At 37.6% G+C, this 17426-nt stretch carries 13 protein-coding genes; 2 read left to right on the top strand and 11 right to left on the bottom strand.

What is annotated here, in order from left to right:
• Positions 1–9 precede the first annotated feature (9 nt).
• The 4 genes from FW754_RS07045 to FW754_RS07030 all read right to left on the bottom strand — a co-directional run bounded on the left by FW754_RS07045 (position 10) and on the right by FW754_RS07030 (position 6114).
• Complete coding sequence (locus FW754_RS07045) at positions 10–900, bottom strand: ELM1/GtrOC1 family putative glycosyltransferase (protein WP_409510298.1); 891 nt, start codon at positions 898–900, stop codon at positions 10–12.
• A 76-nt stretch (positions 901–976) separates the two neighbouring features.
• Positions 977–1903: a branched-chain amino acid transaminase gene (locus FW754_RS07040; RefSeq protein WP_409510297.1), complete on the bottom strand. Its 927-nt coding sequence runs from the start codon at positions 1901–1903 to the stop codon at positions 977–979.
• A gap of 28 nt (positions 1904–1931) precedes the next feature.
• Entirely contained in the window at positions 1932–4703 is a 2772-nt protein-coding gene (gene glnE / locus FW754_RS07035) for a bifunctional [glutamate--ammonia ligase]-adenylyl-L-tyrosine phosphorylase/[glutamate--ammonia-ligase] adenylyltransferase (protein ID WP_446324206.1), read from the bottom strand.
• Between the two features lie 139 nt (positions 4704–4842).
• A complete protein-coding gene (locus FW754_RS07030) occupies positions 4843–6114 on the bottom strand; it encodes a sensor histidine kinase (RefSeq protein WP_409510295.1) in 1272 nt (423 codons plus the stop codon).
• A gap of 803 nt (positions 6115–6917) precedes the next feature.
• Between FW754_RS07030 and FW754_RS07025 the strand changes: the two genes are divergently transcribed.
• The gene (locus FW754_RS07025) at positions 6918–9149 is read left to right on the top strand and encodes an NADP-dependent isocitrate dehydrogenase (RefSeq protein WP_409510294.1); all 2232 of its coding nucleotides are present in this window, start codon (positions 6918–6920) and stop codon (positions 9147–9149) included.
• Between the two features lie 216 nt (positions 9150–9365).
• A complete protein-coding gene (dusA, locus tag FW754_RS07020) occupies positions 9366–10388 on the top strand; it encodes a tRNA dihydrouridine(20/20a) synthase DusA (protein ID WP_446324205.1) in 1023 nt (340 codons plus the stop codon).
• A 48-nt stretch (positions 10389–10436) separates the two neighbouring features.
• On the opposite strand, the gene FW754_RS07015 is transcribed toward dusA, so the two are convergent.
• From FW754_RS07015 to FW754_RS06985, 7 genes are all read right to left on the bottom strand, one after another.
• Positions 10437–11234: a hypothetical protein gene (locus FW754_RS07015; protein WP_446324204.1), complete on the bottom strand. Its 798-nt coding sequence runs from the start codon at positions 11232–11234 to the stop codon at positions 10437–10439.
• Complete coding sequence (locus FW754_RS07010; protein WP_446324203.1) at positions 11235–12005, bottom strand: tRNA threonylcarbamoyladenosine dehydratase; 771 nt, start codon at positions 12003–12005, stop codon at positions 11235–11237.
• 56 nt (positions 12006–12061) lie between these two features.
• On the bottom strand, positions 12062–12844 hold the full coding sequence (locus tag FW754_RS07005; RefSeq protein ID WP_446324202.1) for a hypothetical protein: 783 nt from the start codon (positions 12842–12844) through the stop codon (positions 12062–12064).
• A gap of 36 nt (positions 12845–12880) precedes the next feature.
• Complete coding sequence (locus tag FW754_RS07000; RefSeq protein WP_446324201.1) at positions 12881–13711, bottom strand: TatD family hydrolase; 831 nt, start codon at positions 13709–13711, stop codon at positions 12881–12883.
• Positions 13704–14684 (bottom strand): RsiV family protein, encoded by a 981-nt coding sequence (locus FW754_RS06995; RefSeq protein ID WP_446324200.1) that lies wholly within the window; start codon positions 14682–14684, stop codon positions 13704–13706. The genes FW754_RS07000 and FW754_RS06995 overlap by 8 nt, the downstream gene beginning before the upstream one ends.
• A gap of 113 nt (positions 14685–14797) precedes the next feature.
• Complete coding sequence (locus FW754_RS06990; protein WP_446324199.1) at positions 14798–15637, bottom strand: hypothetical protein; 840 nt, start codon at positions 15635–15637, stop codon at positions 14798–14800.
• A gap of 84 nt (positions 15638–15721) precedes the next feature.
• Positions 15722–17314, bottom strand: a complete 1593-nt coding sequence (locus FW754_RS06985; protein ID WP_409510286.1) for a peptide chain release factor 3 — start codon at positions 17312–17314, stop codon at positions 15722–15724.
• Positions 17315–17426: the final 112 nt, after the last annotated feature.

Raw genomic sequence — 17426 nt, 5'->3', positions numbered from 1 at the left:
GAAAATCCATTATTTTGCTAAAAGATATGTTGCCACACGCTCTGCTTCTTTAAAAGTCTGTGCTTGTGGTAAATCTGCATTACTTTCTGTTTTAGAAATCACTTTTTTTTCAATCATCTGATCAATCGACTTGGTAATCCGATCTTGCTTTAAACGATCAATTTCAATCACACCGACCCGACAACCCGCTGTCAATGCTTCAAAAATCATCGACACGCTGTCCTCTGTCACCCAAACGGCTTCAGCTTTTTGCATTTCTTCAAAAATCCAACCTTGCGGTGTTTCCTCTACAGGAAATATATTTAAGTTTTCAGCAAAGCTCTCTAGTTTTAAGTGTGTCAAAAATTCAGATGGTGTGCGGCGAGAAGTTGTTAAAATAAATTCTGCCTGAAGATTATTGTCCACAAGATTTTTCAGGCTATGTAGAACCTTTTCTTCATTCCATTGATGGCGTTTAGATGAACCGCCCAAAGCAATTAAAATTCGATTAGGTACATGTCGTTGCTCATTGATAATGGGATTTAAAGCCCCTTGTGTCAAAATCACGTTGCCATTTTCAGCAATACCATCATGCTCTGGAATAATCACATGATCAAACCAAGTAAATGGATAATTCGGTTTCATCAAAATCACAGTTTTAGCTTGCCGATAAATTTTACCTAGCAATACAACACGCAATTGAGTATGACTGCCCACACCAAAAATATAATCGGGTTGTTTAGAAAAACCACGAAAAGATTTAATCAACATTCCCATTAATAATGAAAAAATCGGTAAATCTTGAATATTAACTTCTTCAAAAGTCACCTCATCAGTATATTGGCGTTGCATTGCTTTAAACAAACCGACTGCCTGTGAACGGTGCCCGGCTTTCCCATCACTGACATAGACAATATGCATGCATGATCCTTTCCTGATGTTTGACTCATAAAAAAAGGCGAAAACACGTTTCGCCTTTTTATCTTAACCGATGAACTTATTTTACGTAAGTTAACCAGTGTGCATATTTAGGGTCTTTACCCTGAACCGCATCAAAATATGCTTTTTGGATTTGTGTTGTAATTGGACCACGAACACCTTCACCAATCTGACGATCATCATATTCACGAATTGGCGTTACTTCAGCTGCAGTACCCGTAAAGAATGCTTCATCACCAATATAAAATTCGTCACGGGTAATACGACGCTCAATAACTTCATAGCCCAAGTCTTTAGCAATGGTAATAATTGTTTGACGGGTAATACCATCAAGCGCACCACCAGCAACATCAGGCGTATGAATCACTCCATCACGGACTAAGAATACGTTTTCGCCCGAACCTTGACATACATAACCTTGTGGATCGAGTAACATTGCTTCGTCATAACCAGAATGTGCTACTTCTTGGTGTGCAAGAATAGACAAAGTATAGTTACCTGACGCTTTAGCCTTACACATGGTCACATTTGGATGATGATGGGTAAATGAAGACGTTTTTACACGAATCCCCTTCGCCATTGCTTCTTCACCAAGGTAAGCACCCCAGCTCCAAGCAGCAACAACTGCATGAATTGTATTGTCTGTTGCAGCGATACCCAATTTTTCAGAACCAATGAAAATGATTGGACGCAAATAGCAAGATGCTAATTTATTTTCACGAACAACATCAATTTGAGCTTGTTCCAATGTCGCTTGATCATACGGAACTTTCATTTGATAGATTTTTGCAGAATTTAATAGACGCTTAGTGTGTTCTTTTAAACGGAAAATCGCTGTTCCATTCGGAGTTTCATAAGCTCGGACACCCTCAAACACACCCATACTATAGTGTAAAGTATGTGTTAAGACGTGAGTTTTTGCTTCACGCCAATCAACCATTTGTCCATTTTGCCAAATAAAACCATCACGATCAGCCAAGTTCATGCCACACACTCCAAATTTTTTTACACAATTATTCACTTTCCAATGCGAATGTCGCAGTTGGATCAATTAGTCTTTGCCACAATTTACAAACGACCTCTCGGGTATCGTGCCAGTCGGCTGCACTCACTTGCATATTATGATTTGCAAGTGCTAGACGATGGCTCTCGGCGCGTTCACTCAAATAGGCTTGAATCAGTGCTGTAACGTCGCTGCTTGGTAAGCAACCGGCCTTGCCAGCATCTTCTAGGATTCTTACATTGTCGGAATAATGGGCGAGATCTTGATTCGTCCCACTCCAGGCTAACACCATGTACTGTGCCATAAATTCAATGTCAACGATACCACCTGCATCCTGTTTTAAATGAAAAATACCATCTTTTTTCTGCTCTTTTGATGAACCAAGATGGTCTTTCATTTTCTGGCGCATGTTCAGTACTTCGACTCGAACATTTTCTTCATCACGAGGTAAAGTCAAAATACGGCAACGTAATTGTTCGAACTTTTCTCTTAACGATAATTCACCTGCAATTGAACGAGCACGTACCAAAGCTTGATGCTCCCATACCCATGCACTTTTAAGTTGATATTGTTCAAAGGCTTTCAAACTTGTGACAAGTAAGCCTGCTTCACCTGACGGACGTAATCGTGTATCAATTTCATAAACACGACCATCTAGCGTTTGCGTGGTCATCAGTGACATAAATTTTTGTGCCACACGCATAGCAAACTCAAAACCGCTAATGACTTTAGTGCCATCTGTATCGGCTTGCTCATCCATGGCATGGATAAAGACCAAATCCAAATCTGAACCATAACCCAATTCAATACCACCCAACTTGCCATAGCCTGCTACTACAAAAGCTAAGTGATCAAGCGAACAACGTCTTCCATTTTCATCTAGTGGATAACCATGACGTTTCGCCACAGTTTGATAAGCTAAATTAAGTGCTGCAATCACTGAAACTTCAGCAATATCAGTCAATGCATCAGATACTTTCATCAGTGGGCTTTCAGCCAAAACATCACTTGCAGCGACTGTTAAGACATTAGATTTTTTAAATAGTCTTAAAACACGCATCTGATCTTCAACTTGATCAATTTCAATGCGAAGGAGTTGTTGGCGTAGAGAGTCTTCTAAATAACGTCGTTGTGGCAACTCAAAATCCATCGACAAAAATTCATCAAGTAATACTGGATAATGCGTAAGTTCCTCACAAATCCAAGGACTTACCGTTGCCATTTTGACAAGTCGCTGTAATGCCCCTTTACTCTCAATTAACATGACCAAATAAACAGTGCGGCGCATAACCGATTCCACTAAAGGCATTAAACGCATCAATGCAATTTGTGGTTTGTCAGACTGTAAAATTGCTTCAATCAGATAAGGCCAAAACTCTTTTAAACGTTGTACCGCTTTGGCAGGCAGTTTTTTAATCGCATGCCCATACCAGAATTCATGAATGAGATTTTTAGCATTCGCATCCAATATAGCCTCTAAACGGTTTTCAAGCTGAGTTGAATTTTCAACCGTTGCTTCACAGCCTTTTTCTTTAATTAAATGCTCAAACTGATAAATGACTTTGCCACGTTTTTCATTTAAAAAAGCAATAAATGCATCCCAATCTTCAAAACCCAAAGTATCTGTCAGACGTTGGCGCAAATCATCTTCTGTCGGTAAAGACTGTGTTTGTTGATCATTAAGGGCTTGAATAGCATGTTCTACGCGGCGTAAGAATAGATAAGCATCTTCTAAGTCAATGACTGCCTGAGCATCAAGCAAGCCGACTTCACCCAAATGTTTCAAGCTAACCAAGCATTGACGATCTTGTAGTTCTAATTTTGATCCACCATAAATCAATTGAAAAACTTGGACAATAAACTCAACTTCACGAATTCCACCTGCGCCGAGCTTAATATCATCAGCAATATTTCGACGAGAAACCTCTCGCTCAATCATCGCTTTCATTTCACGCATGGCTTCAAAAGCGGTGTAATCGACATATTTACGAAATACAAATGGACGAGTCATTTCCAATAAATCATCGCCCTCAGCGCCCCCCGTAATAATACGAGCTTTAATCCACGCGTAGCGTTCCCATTCACGTCCATGCTGGCTGAGGTATTTTTCCAAAGCGACATGACTGATCGCTAATGCTGAACCATCGCCCCATGGACGCAGACGCATATCTACTCGAAAAACAAAACCATCCGCCGTAATGTGGTCAAGCAAGTAAATTAGCTTCTGCCCCCACAAAATACAAAACTGCTGTACATCTATACATTTACGACCATTGGTTTCTCCCTGCTCATCAAAGGCAAAAATCAGGTCAATATCACTGGATAAATTAAGTTCTTGTGCACCGAGTTTCCCCATCGCAATAACTATTAAATCTTGTACTTTTCCACTATAACCAATGGGCTCTCCATGTTTTGCCAATAATGGAATAAGTGCAAATTCTTTCGCTGCGACAATACACGCATCGGCAAAATCTGAAAGCTCACGAGTTAAGGTCACCACATCCGTCTGTTGATTGGCATCTTGCCAAATCCAACGAAACATTAAACGTGCACGTAATACTCGAAGTGCTTGCATCCACTGTGCTTCATCTTGAAGTCCTACAAGGCTTTGTTGTATCAATAATTGAATTTTTTCAGTTGAAAGCGACTGATCAAAAGGATGTACTGTAGCATCCTGCTCAAGTGTATTTTGATGTAAATTTAATATTTGTTCGGCATATTGACTGGCACGTAATGTTTTTTGCAATTGTGCAGTATTCATCTGAAAAACCTGTACTTTCAATTGAAGTGTTATTTATATCAGTTGCTGTGAATATTGGGGCAATTTTCGCTATATTCTTTTTATTTTTATTGCACAAATATGCTAATGAAATACATCCCTAAAATTCCTGAATGTTAAATCATAAAAAATGCAGAAATAACTAACCTACGGAATGATGCTCATGCACCTCAGCCTTGACTAATGTTTGATGTTCATTGACCGCTGCTGGTAAAATTATGCTAAAAACAGTACCTATGCCTTCTTTAGAAGTCACATAAATTTCACCATGATTTAAAGCAATAAATCGCTTACACAGCACAAGTCCTAAACCCGTACCTGCTTCACCATTAGTACCCTTCAAGCTAAATTTGATTTGTGGTTCAAAAATATGCTCCAACTGAGTTGCTGACATTCCCAAACCCGAATCTGTTACTTTTAACTCAATGCCATTTTCAACACGTTGTGCATGAATACTTACCTTACCCGAACCATCCATATGAGTAAATTTCAATGCATTGGCAACGAGATTTTGCACTACAGACGTCATCATATTCATATCAGCATATACCGCCAAATCAGCAGGAACATGGTGACTAAGTTCAATATTTTTCTTATATGCGAAACTTTTTAAAACATCATAAACGATATCAACCAACTGATTGAGTTTAAAGTTGATTGGATGATAAACAAAGTTCCCACCCTCTGCCATTGCCCAATTTAATAAGCTTTCAAGTAAACTATAGGTAGACTGTACCGTATCATGCAAAAATTCTGCAATATCTTGTACACCTGCTTCATCCAAGGTATCACGCTCTTGCGCCAATACTTCCGAGAAACCAAGCAAACCATGAAAAGGTGCTCTCAAATCATGTGCAATAATCTGAAAAAATTTAGTTTTACTTAGATTTAACGCCGCTTGTTGTTCATAGAGTTCTTTAAATTCTGAAGCTTCCACGCTCATTTCTAAACACTTCATCAAACCATCAGATAAATCTTCAACTAAGGCAACACTTTCCGTATCGAACTCAATATTTTCATCATCAAAATAAACTACTTTCCCTAAGGATCCTTTCAATTTAGGGCTTAAATCAAAACCAACAATCCGCTGATGCTCTGCACCCAAGTCATGGATATGTTGCGAAAATGAAGCATAATTATGATGATGACAATCAATCAACGTAGCACTATCGAAATAAGAATGTAATTGTGCATTGGGGTTGGCATGAAAGGCTTTAAAACCATTTGAATCTGAATACCAAACATAGGGTTCATCTTCAAATGCTAAAATGGCATATTTCGTATTTAACATCTTTCGAGAAATACGCAAAAAACGCTCAAGGTTATTATCTTCAGTAAAAACGCCTAACAACAATGCAACTGGGCATGCACTCAAAAGATCTGCCTCACCTATTTCCAGTAAATGTAGTTGCATACGCCCTCACTTAGACTGACCTTTGAATTATTATTGAACGTTTGAATCTTTTACAGTTTCTTTACTTTACTTACATAACTTTACAGCATGTTTTAACATATAACGACTAATTATTTAACAAATATCATAAAAAAGCTGATGAACACCACAAATTATTTTGTTTTTCGTAAAATTTATAAAAATATTTATGAAAATAAGCATTATAATTTTTTAAATATAGAAAACTTAATTCAATACATAATAATTTTATACAGATGTGATGTTTATATTAAGACATAAAAACGCTTATTTAATAAGTGAATACAACTTATAACTCAAGAGCTCTTTGAGGGGCTATTGAATACTTATCGCAGATAAATAGGCAAAGAATTTGGCTATAGATGATTTATTTTTATGATACCCAACATGTCCTAAAAAATTGGTTTATCAATCTACGAAATAACAATAGTACTCCCACTACTACTATTATAGTGATAAAACCATGAATCTTTTGATAAATATATTTTATCATCACGTTTAGTATAAATTCTTAACTGACGTAATTTGCTTCACATTTTGTCACTATAGAGATTGACAAATATCTTTCGATTCGAAAAAAGACTAAATTTCAAGTAGAATAAAGCTATTGGCGAACAACACGAATGTGTATATTTTTTCAGCTAGATGGCAATATAACAAGATATTGCTTTGGCTGAAGTGCTAAGCGCACCAAGATTTTAAATGTTTTAATTAAGCAAAGTGGTTCGCAGGCCTGAACCAAAAGTTCAGTTCTTTCAAACTCAATCTAAAGCAAGGGGCTATATATGGCTGGTGGAAAGTCAACTATCATTTACACACTGACCGATGAGGCGCCATTATTGGCAACTTACTCACTACTGCCGATCATTGAGACCTTTACTAAGCCGGCTGGCGTAGAAATTGTCAAAACTGACATTTCTGTAGCTATACGTGTACTCGCAGAATTCAATGAATACCTAAGCGAAGAGCAAAAAGTACCGAATAACCTTGCTGAGCTTGGTCGTCTTACTCAAGATCCTGACACAAATATCATCAAATTGCCAAACATCAGTGCTTCTGTTTCTCAGTTGACTGCATGTATTAAAGAGCTTCAATCTAAAGGCTTTGCGATTCCGGACTATCCTGAGAATCCAACGACTGACGAAGAAAAAGCAATTAAAGCTCGTTATGGCAAATGCTTAGGCTCTGCTGTAAACCCTGTACTTCGTGAAGGTAACTCAGATCGTCGTGCACCTGCTGCTGTTAAAAACTATGCTAAGAAACACCCGCACTCTATGAGCGAGTGGAAGCAATGGTCACAAACTCACGTTTCTCACATGGAAGAAGGCGACTTCTATCATGGTGAAAAATCAATGACGCTTGACCGTGCTCGTAACGTAAAAATGGAATTGATCACCCAAACTGGTGAAACCATTGTTCTTAAAGAAAAAGTTGCGTTACTTGATGGCGAAATCATTGACTCAATGTTCATGAGCAAGAAAGCACTTTGCGATTTCTATGAAAAAGAACTTGATGATTGTAAAGAAGCAGGCATTTTGTTCTCTTTACACGTTAAAGCGACCATGATGAAAGTTTCACACCCGATCGTATTCGGTCACTGTGTGAAAATTTATTATAAAGATGCATTTGAAAAACACGGTAAATTATTTGATGAACTGGGTATTAACGTAAACAACGGTATGGCTGGTCTTTATGAAAAGATCGCAACTTTACCGACATCTTTACGTGAAGAAATCATCGAAGATTTACATGCTTGCCAAGAACATCGTCCTGCACTTGCAATGGTTGATTCTGCGAAAGGCATCACTAACTTCCATTCACCTAACGATGTGATTGTAGATGCTTCTATGCCTGCAATGATTCGTGGTGGCGGTAAAATGTGGGGTGCTGATGGTAAACCTTACGACTGTAAAGCTGTAATGCCTGAATCGACATTTGCTCGTATTTACCAAGAAATGATCAATTTCTGTAAATGGAATGGTAACTTTGACCCACGTACGATGGGTACAGTACCAAACGTAGGCTTAATGGCTCAAAAAGCTGAAGAATACGGTTCACACGACAAGACTTTTGAAGTTTCTTCAGCAGGTATTGCAAACATTACTGACCTTGAAACAGGTGAAGTATTGATGTCGCAAAACGTTGAGGAAGGCGACATCTGGCGTATGTGTCAGGTAAAAGATGCACCGATTCGTGACTGGGTTAAACTTGCTGTTACTCGTGCACGTAACTCAGGTATGCCTGCAATCTTCTGGCTTGACCCATACCGTCCACATGAAAATGAATTGATCAAGAAAGTTGAAAAATACTTGAAAGATCATGACACCACTGGTCTTGATATCCAAATCATGTCACAAGTACGTGCAATGCGTTATACGCTTGAGCGTGTTGCTCGTGGTCTCGATACGATTTCTGTAACAGGTAACATCTTACGTGACTACCTAACAGACTTATTCCCAATTATGGAATTGGGTACTTCTGCTAAAATGTTATCAATCGTTCCGTTAATGGCGGGCGGTGGTATGTATGAAACAGGTGCGGGTGGTTCTGCTCCTAAGCACGTACAACAGCTTGTTGAAGAAAACCACTTACGTTGGGATTCACTTGGTGAATTCTTAGCGCTTGCAGTTTCTTTAGAAGAGCTTGGCATTAAAGAAAACAATCTTCATGCTAAATTGCTTGCTAAAACCCTTGATCAAGCGACAGGTAAATTATTGGATAACGACAAATCACCATCACGCCGTACAGGTGAATTAGACAACCGTGGCAGCCACTTCTTCCTTGCGAAATTCTGGGCCGAAGCACTCGCTGCTCAAGACGAAGATGCTGAATTGAAATCTAAATTTGCACCACTTGCAAAAGCATTGGCTGAAAATGAAGATAAGATCATTGCAGAACTTGCAGAAGTACAAGGTAAAGCTGTTGATATCGGTGGTTACTACGCTGTAGATACAGCGAAAGTAAATGCAATAATGCGTCCGAGTGCGACGTTTAATGCAGCACTTGCTAGTGTTTAAAAATATACTTTCGGCAATTTAGTCGATGTATGAAAGAAGCCGATGCATATGCATCGGCTTCTTTTTATCTTTAAGTTTTAACGCCATTAACGATTGTTCAATTTATGCTAAAATACGCCCCAAATTAACGATGATTAAATCGTATTTAAACTATTGTGAATTTACACTCCCGAGCTTCAATAGATTCAAGACACTGATTAAAGGTTAGATTTTAAAATGCTGAGTACTCCAAACATTGACAGTAAACTATCCCCACGAATCAGTGTTGCGCCGATGATGGATTGGACAACCAAAGATTACCGATTCTTTGCGCGTTTATTTAATCCTAACGTCATTCTTTACACGGAAATGGTCACAACAGGTGCAATCATCTACGGTGGAGCAAATCGCCATTTAGACTATAACAATGAAGAACATCCAATTGTGTTACAGCTTGGTGGCTCAAATCCGAAAGACTTAGCAATTTGTACCAAAATGGCACAAGACTGGGGTTATGACGAAGTTAATTTGAATGTCGGTTGCCCGAGTGATCGTGTGCAAAATAATAAGATTGGTGCTTGCCTCATGGCAGAGCCTGAATTAGTGGCTGAATGTATTGCCGAAATGCGTAATGCAGTTGATATTCCTGTAACAGTGAAGCACCGTATCGGAATTGATGACATGCAATCTTATGAAGAAATGTTGCACTTTGTCGATACTGTTGCGAAAACAGGCTGTGACAATTTTATTGTGCATGCTCGTATTGCCCTACTACAAGGTTTATCGCCTAAAGAAAACCGTGATGTTCCACCACTACGTTATGAAGATGTTTATCGTTTAAAAAAAGATCGGCCAAACTTACTCATCGAAATCAATGGTGGTATTAAAACCTTTGCTGAAACTCAAGAACATTTAAAATATGTTGATGGTGTAATGATTGGTCGTGAGGCATACCACAACCCATATCTATTAGCTGAAATTGGACAATTGTGGAATTTAGATTTACCTGATCGTTTTGAAATGATGGATCAAATGTTGCCATACATTGCTAAACGTATGCAAGAAGGTGCTCCTCTTTCAATTATCACTCGTCATATTTTAGGTTTATTCCAAAATCTTCCAGGTGCACGTAAATGGCGTCAGGCTTTAAGTGGTGGTAACGCCAAAACTTTTGCCGATGTTGAAAATGCTATTGTGAATATTAAAGAAGCAATGAAACGTACTGAGGATTATATTAAAGAGCAAGCAATTTCACAGTGATTTAAAAATAAAATGGCTAATTCACTTCGTAATTAGCCATTTTAGTTTTTAGTCCAAACATCCTTCAAACACTTCAAGTGACTCCACATACGGCAAAATCAAATAGTCATGCGTCATTAAATGCTTTTTTAAAAAATCCACTATCATTGAATCAAACCCATAAATTGTAGTTAATTCATCTATAAGTTTCTGATTATTTATTAAATTAAATTGTGCTGTTTTAATAAAGAAAAATAAACTAGCCCCTAGTCCAATATATTCCAAGGCAAAGTTTTTTTCCAAGTATTGGATTAATGAAAAACTTTCCATTGGATTGAAATCACAAGAAAAATAACCATTCAATTGAGCGACAAATTTTTCAGATTCTAGCTCTACATTCACCAACTTAGTTTCAATTGCTGAGTCTAAAATCTTTTCAGGGTGTTCGTGTATTTGAATGAGCAAGTCGAAATCTTCTTGTAAATATTTAGATTTCGCTTTCAAGTTTTTAAATTCGACCTGATTTTCAGCTTTAGACAATTGCTCAAGATAATATTTGATTGCCAGAGGCTGAGAATTTTCATAAAGAATATCTTCATCCTGACCATTCACTTCCCCTATATATTCAGATGGATCAAAATACAACGCATCATTCATAGATGCATGCATAGACGTATAGTTGCATTGTCCAATATCCTCTAAAATTAACAGCACTTTCTTGGGTGCAACTTGTTGTTTTAATTGTTGATAAATACCCATTAAATCTTGCCAATCACTCACATCATTGATCCATGCATATTGATTCAATTCATGTGCTTCTTGGCTGATTTTAGGATTTGTATTTTTTTTAATATTTAATTTTTTCACTTATTCTCTCAATTTTATCTGATCCAACTTTTTCAGAACTTCAGCCACAGCCACCATGGCAAAACTAGAAGTGACCACCACTGCCGAACCATAACCACCACAACGTAATCCTGCACTAGCACAGACATCTGCGCTTGAGAATGGATTATCAATTGAATAGACACAGGTAATACCAAACTTTTCTTTTGGCTTTTTACAAATACCCATGCCACGAAGTTGCGTCCGTAATTTTGCTAACATTGGGTCTTGTTCGGTTTTTGATAAATCAGCGACACGAATTTTCAGCGGATCTAATTTTCCACCGGCCCCACCCGACACAATCAACGGAATTTTATTAAAACGGCAATGTAACATCAGCGCTAATTTCGCTTTGACATCATCAATACAATCGAGAATTAAATCAGGTGTTTCAGCAAGAATTTCTTTGATATTTTCCGCACTCAAATAATCTTCAATTAAATTAATTTTAATACGTGGGTTAATCTGATGACAGCGTTCTGCCATCACTTCAATTTTTTCATGACCAAAAGTCGATGTCATTGCAGGTAATTGACGATTGATATTCGATGCAGCAATTGAATCCATATCCACTAACGTTAATTCACCGACACCCGTACGCGCAAGCGCTTCAACAGCCCAAGAACCAACGCCACCAATTCCAATCACCATCACATGACTTTTTTCATAATGATTAAATGCTTCACCCCCATAAATTTTAGCAACACCTGCAAAACGGCGGTCATATTCATCATCTTGGTGCAAATCAGTCATTGTGGCTTATCAAAACAGAAATTTTATCTATTTTAGCAAATTCACCTTTAATAAAGCTAATCCCAACCTTTAGGTAATTGAATAGCATCCTCACGATTGTCATTCAAAAGATAGGTTTTATATTGATTAATAGGTCGAGTTCCTGAATCAGACGTAGGTGAGTAATCTGCTTGATAATGATATTTCACTCGCCAAGTATAAGGCTTTACATAAAAAATCTGACTATTTAGGGTGTATTCATCATGGCATTTTCCTCGACTCTGTTGATAATCTTCCTCAGAAAAGCAAGCTCGAATCATCCGATACATCGACAAAGGAATGTTCTGAAATACTTGTTGATACTGACTTTTTACCTTTAATTGTAAAAAATCGACCACCTCTTCATTCATGCCACCACCTGAATAGCCTTCTTGCCATTTTTGAACAATCCCAACAGCATAGTCATTTTCATTAATAGGAAACAATTTAGGGAAAATCGATAGTTGTTTATTATCATCACTCTGTTCAAACACCGCCCAACGCGCGCTTTGAGTGCGTGGTTGATAAGTCGAAAAATCCCATATTTCTAATAAATTAAAATTATTATTTTGCAGATCAATATGCGCAAGTCTTAATTCATCAATCACATAAAATTGATTTTTTTGACCTTCGACCTGAAACAAATTACTGACTTTTCCATTGACACAGAATGATTCAAACTGTCGACAAAACTGCACTTTTTGCTGAGCATTGAGTGTATTTTTTTTTAAAATTTTTTCTTGTGGCTGTGCGTGAGTAGCTATCGAAAATACAAAAAAAAGTAGACCAGTCAAATAAGAAAAATGACGAGATTTAAACATTTTAACCTCTCTTTAATATTCTATTTTATTTTAAATCTAATCATTTTCTAACCGTAATGCTTGCATTGTATTTAGCCAAAGATGCTCTGCCAACTTTTCACACGGCATATCTAGTACCTGAGCCAAACCATCCAAAACATAAGGCAAGTTAACAGGCGTATTACGAGTTCTACGCTCATGTGAAGTTTGACAGCACAAGGGTGTCATATCGGGGCAATCTGTTTCTAAAACCAGATGTTCTAGACCTATTTCTTGAACAACGCTATGTAGTTTCTTCGCATTCGGATTGGTAATTTGCCCTGTTACACCTATTTTAAAACCCATAGCAATCAGAGCTTTTGCTTCTTGTACACCACCACTAAATGCATGAGCGATGCCTCCATGTTGAAATTTATGCTTTTTTAATATTTTTATCGCATCGGCATGAGAACGTAAAATATGTAATAAAACAGGCTTTTCAAACCGCTGTGCCAATTCTAATTGTGTGGAAAAAAAGTCTTGTTGCTTTTGAAATACTTCAGCTTGCTTATGTTCTTTTTTAAAGGTATCCAAACCAATTTCACCTACAGCAACGCAATCTTCAGTTCTTAAAATTTGTTCTAAATCATGTAAAAAATGAGTTTCATGCTGATCGATGAAAAAAGGATGCAGACCTGGAGCAAGATAACTTTTCGGTGCATTTTCCAATTGATTTAAAAAATGCTGAGTTTCAATCAGATCAGTAAAACGTGAATGTAAAAATCCAATTAAAACCAAGCCTTCAACACCTACAGCTTTTGCTTGATGTGCGAGTTGTACCCGATCATGATCAAAATCAGGCACATCAAAATGAGTATGTGTATCGAAGAGTTTAATTGCACTATTCACTTTTATCTTTATTCGGCATCACTGTAGAAGCAGCTTTTTGCTGATCAGTATTTACATTTTCAGGTAAATACTCTTTTTTCAAAACTTTATTCAGTTGAGTATATGGAATTTCTAAACGTGGCAATCCTGCAACATAAGGACCAATCTCATATTCACCATATTGAAGAATAAGACCATTTTTTCCTAAATAATAATTATCGCTGAGTTTAAATTTCCACACTTGCTCGTATTCTTCCAGATTAGTCGAAAGTTGCGAATCTCTTACCCATTTTTTAAATGCCTCATAAGCTAATTTTTCCAACTGTACTTTTTGACCTGATTGTACCAGATCGTTGAGTGCGACTAATTTTTGGGTTTTTAAATCAAAGTTATAATACGTTTGTGATGATGAACCGTGTGCTCCACCCATATAACTACTTGTATTTAAAACAACTGTTACCAATGCACCCTCTGCATTAAGAATTTTGGGGCTAATGGATAAGGTAATTTGACTACTTGCACCCAATGTTTTTAACTCTTTATCAAGTCCTGAAAATGCAGTGATATAGGGTTTAATCTCTATTGCCATTTGTTGCACCGGTGTCACATTCGTAACAACGTCACTCGCCGATGTTGCAACTTCTGATATTGCACTTTGTTTATCTTTTTCTGCTCGAATGTCTTGTTTTAATTTACCAATATCGAGCATACGCTCAAGATTCTGTAAAATTGCCTGATCAATCTGTTGATCAACAAAAACCTGATTGGTCTGTAAACGATCAATACTAAATTCGGGGCAACGATTTCCATTACATTCAGGCAATATGACAGGCACTTTTTGAGTTTCGCCTTGTAATTTTAAAGTTGTATCCTGCACTGCCGATGCTGTCTGCTCAACAGGCTCTGACTTTTTTTCAGCTTTCGGCTGACAAGCAGTTATAGCAAATGCAGACATCATTATTGCCACAGCTAAAGCATTTTTTTTCATCAACATTACCAACCTTCAGAATCTTACAGAGCGTTTTACTTCTATAAGCCTATCCTGTATATGACCTTGCTTTCAATTGAGTTTTGTATGCTTCATGCTATCAATAGCACATTGATTGCTTAAAACATTTTTTGGAAAACATCAGGTTTTAACATTTGCTGTGTCTGTGCTTTATCGAGGTAAATATCAAATTGTGGCGCATCTTCACTAATTTCGCCCGCACGATAATGTAGCCCGATACCCTCCCCATCAAAGAACCAATCCGACTGCCCCCAAAAGAGTTTTTTGGGTGCAGACTTCTTCACTAACATATCTTGTTGATCAAGCCACTCTTGATACTTTTGCTGAATTAAGTTATTTAATGCACTTTGTTTTTGGGGTTGAATCACATCTAAAATCGTTAAATTTTTCTTAAGTTTACGATCTGCCACATATAAATATTGGCGTGCTTTAACTGATACTTCTGCTTGTTTCGTATCAACTGAAACCTGTAATAACACATACTGATTACGCTGTGATGCAATACGCGTCTGCATGTGCAACTCATAGGCTTTATTTTTTGGAAATTCAGCTTCCCAAGCATCTGATTTTTTAATATAAGCATTTACCGCTTGTTGTAGCGTCATTTCTTGATTTAAACCCACTTGATTTTGAATAACCCATGCCTGATGTGTTTCAATCCATTTATTTAACCAAGTATCTTGAGTTTTAATCGTTTGAATTTCAATTTCAATACAGTTTTTCTTTTCACAAAATGGCAATGCATAATCCGCTTTCGTTTCTTGCATATCCAAATACGGCAACACATCAGGATTTTCAACTTGTATAGGCTCTGACACGGCTTGTTCTTGCGAATTTTTTTTTGATTTATCTTGTTTCGAATCACACGCCACTAACAATAATGTGCTAATAAGTATGAGTCCTTTTCCTGATATATGCATAGCAGTACCTTTATCCATAAATAAAACATTTATTTTCAAATAAAAACAGCTTCTCAAAGAAGCTGTTTTTATTACCCATATTCAATACCGTTTTAGAACAAATTAGTGTTCACGAGTTGAACGGAATTGAATATCAGGATAACGCTCTTGCATTAACTGTAAATTTACACGACTTGGTGCAAGATACGTCAAATGACCACCACCATCTAAAGATAATTGGTCATGGGCTTTTTTCTTGAATTCGTTAAATTTCTTTTCATCATCACAAGAAACCCAACGTACTGTATTAATGCTTACAGGCTCATAAATACAATCAACTTTGTATTCTTCTTTTAGACGATACGCAACAACATCAAACTGTAGCACACCCACTGCACCTACAATCAAATCATTGTTGATTTGTGGCATGAACACCTGCGTTGCACCTTCTTCAGATAACTCTTTCAAACCTTTTTGTAATTGTTTAGATTTCAAAGGATCTTTGAGACGTACACGGCGGAACATTTCAGGGGCAAAGTGTGGAATACCTGTGAAATGTAACTTTTCACCTGATGTAAACGTATCACCAATTTGAATGGTACCGTGGTTATGTAAACCAATGATATCACCCGGCCACGCTTCTTCAAGCTGCTCACGCTCACCCGCAAGGAATGTCAATGCATCGCTAATACGCACATCTTTACCTAAGCGTACATGATTCATTTTCAAGCCTTTTTCATACTTACCTGAACAGATACGCATAAATGCAATACGGTCACGATGTTTCGGATCCATATTTGCCTGAATTTTAAAGACAAAACCTGAAAAACCTTCTTCTTTGGCATCAACAATACGTTCATGTGTTGGATGAGCTTTCGGTTCAGGTGCCCATTGAATAAATGCATTTAACACATGATCAACGGCAAAATTACCAAGTGCAGTACCAAACAAAACAGGCGTTTGACGTCCTGCTAAAAACTCAGCATGATCAAGTGGATCATTTGCCATTTGTACAAGTTCAAGTGATTCTTCAAATGATGCAAATGCTAAATCACCGACTTTCTCACGAATGTCTGGGTAGTCATAGCCATCACGAATTTCAATATCGGTAATAGTTGAGCCAAAGCCCGCCTTATATACATAAAGCTTGTTTTCAATCAGGTTATATACACCAGCGAAGTCTTTACCCATACCGAGTGGCCACGTTAATGGTACACAGCGAATATTTAGAACATTTTCAATTTCATCTAATAACTCTAATGGTTCACGAATTTCACGGTCCATTTTGTTGACGAAAGAGATAATGGGGGTGTCACGCATACGACACACTTCCATCAATTTGATGGTACGTTCTTCGACACCTTTTGCACCATCGATCACCATTAAAGCAGAGTCAACCGCTGTTAATGTACGGTAAGTATCTTCCGAAAAATCTTCGTGTCCCGGTGTGTCCAGCAAGTTAATTACATGATTTTTAAATGGAAATTGCATAACAGATGTGGTGATTGAGATCCCACGCTCTTTTTCCATTTCCATCCAATCCGAAGTCGCCGCACGATCAGATTTACGGCTTTTTACCATTCCTGCCACTTGAATAGCTTTACCCCATAACAGCAATTTTTCTGTCATGGTGGTTTTACCCGCATCGGGGTGGGAAATAATCGCAAAGGTGCGGCGTTGAGCAACTTGCGTTGCTAATTCATTTTTAAAGCTCATGCATAATACCTACTGCGAATACGCAGCTTTAAGGATCAAAAATGATCCAAATATAAAATTGGCGATATTGTAGCAGAATTCCACTCTGCTACGAAAAATCTTGTCGGTCGTT

The organism is Acinetobacter sp. 1207_04 (genome assembly GCF_052850415.1).
This window is presented reverse-complemented; position numbering and strand designations above follow the sequence as displayed.

Excerpts from the sequence above, each read along its gene's own strand:
- FW754_RS07005 (WP_446324202.1), bottom strand. The coding sequence starts at position 12,844 with ATGTTTAAATCTCGTCATTTTTCTTATTTGACTGGTCTACTTTTTTTT.
- FW754_RS06985 (WP_409510286.1), bottom strand. The coding sequence starts at position 17,314 with ATGAGCTTTAAAAATGAATTAGCAACGCAAGTTGCTCAACGCCGCACC.
- FW754_RS07030 (WP_409510295.1), bottom strand. The coding sequence starts at position 6,114 with ATGCAACTACATTTACTGGAAATAGGTGAGGCAGATCTTTTGAGTGCA.
- FW754_RS07025 (WP_409510294.1), top strand. The coding sequence starts at position 6,918 with ATGGCTGGTGGAAAGTCAACTATCATTTACACACTGACCGATGAGGCG.
- FW754_RS07045 (WP_409510298.1), bottom strand. The coding sequence starts at position 900 with ATGCATATTGTCTATGTCAGTGATGGGAAAGCCGGGCACCGTTCACAG.
- FW754_RS07010 (WP_446324203.1), bottom strand. The coding sequence starts at position 12,005 with ATGACTGATTTGCACCAAGATGATGAATATGACCGCCGTTTTGCAGGT.
- FW754_RS06995 (WP_446324200.1), bottom strand. The coding sequence starts at position 14,684 with ATGTTGATGAAAAAAAATGCTTTAGCTGTGGCAATAATGATGTCTGCA.
- FW754_RS07040 (WP_409510297.1), bottom strand. The coding sequence starts at position 1,903 with ATGAACTTGGCTGATCGTGATGGTTTTATTTGGCAAAATGGACAAATG.
- dusA (WP_446324205.1), top strand. The coding sequence starts at position 9,366 with ATGCTGAGTACTCCAAACATTGACAGTAAACTATCCCCACGAATCAGT.
- FW754_RS06990 (WP_446324199.1), bottom strand. The coding sequence starts at position 15,637 with ATGGATAAAGGTACTGCTATGCATATATCAGGAAAAGGACTCATACTT.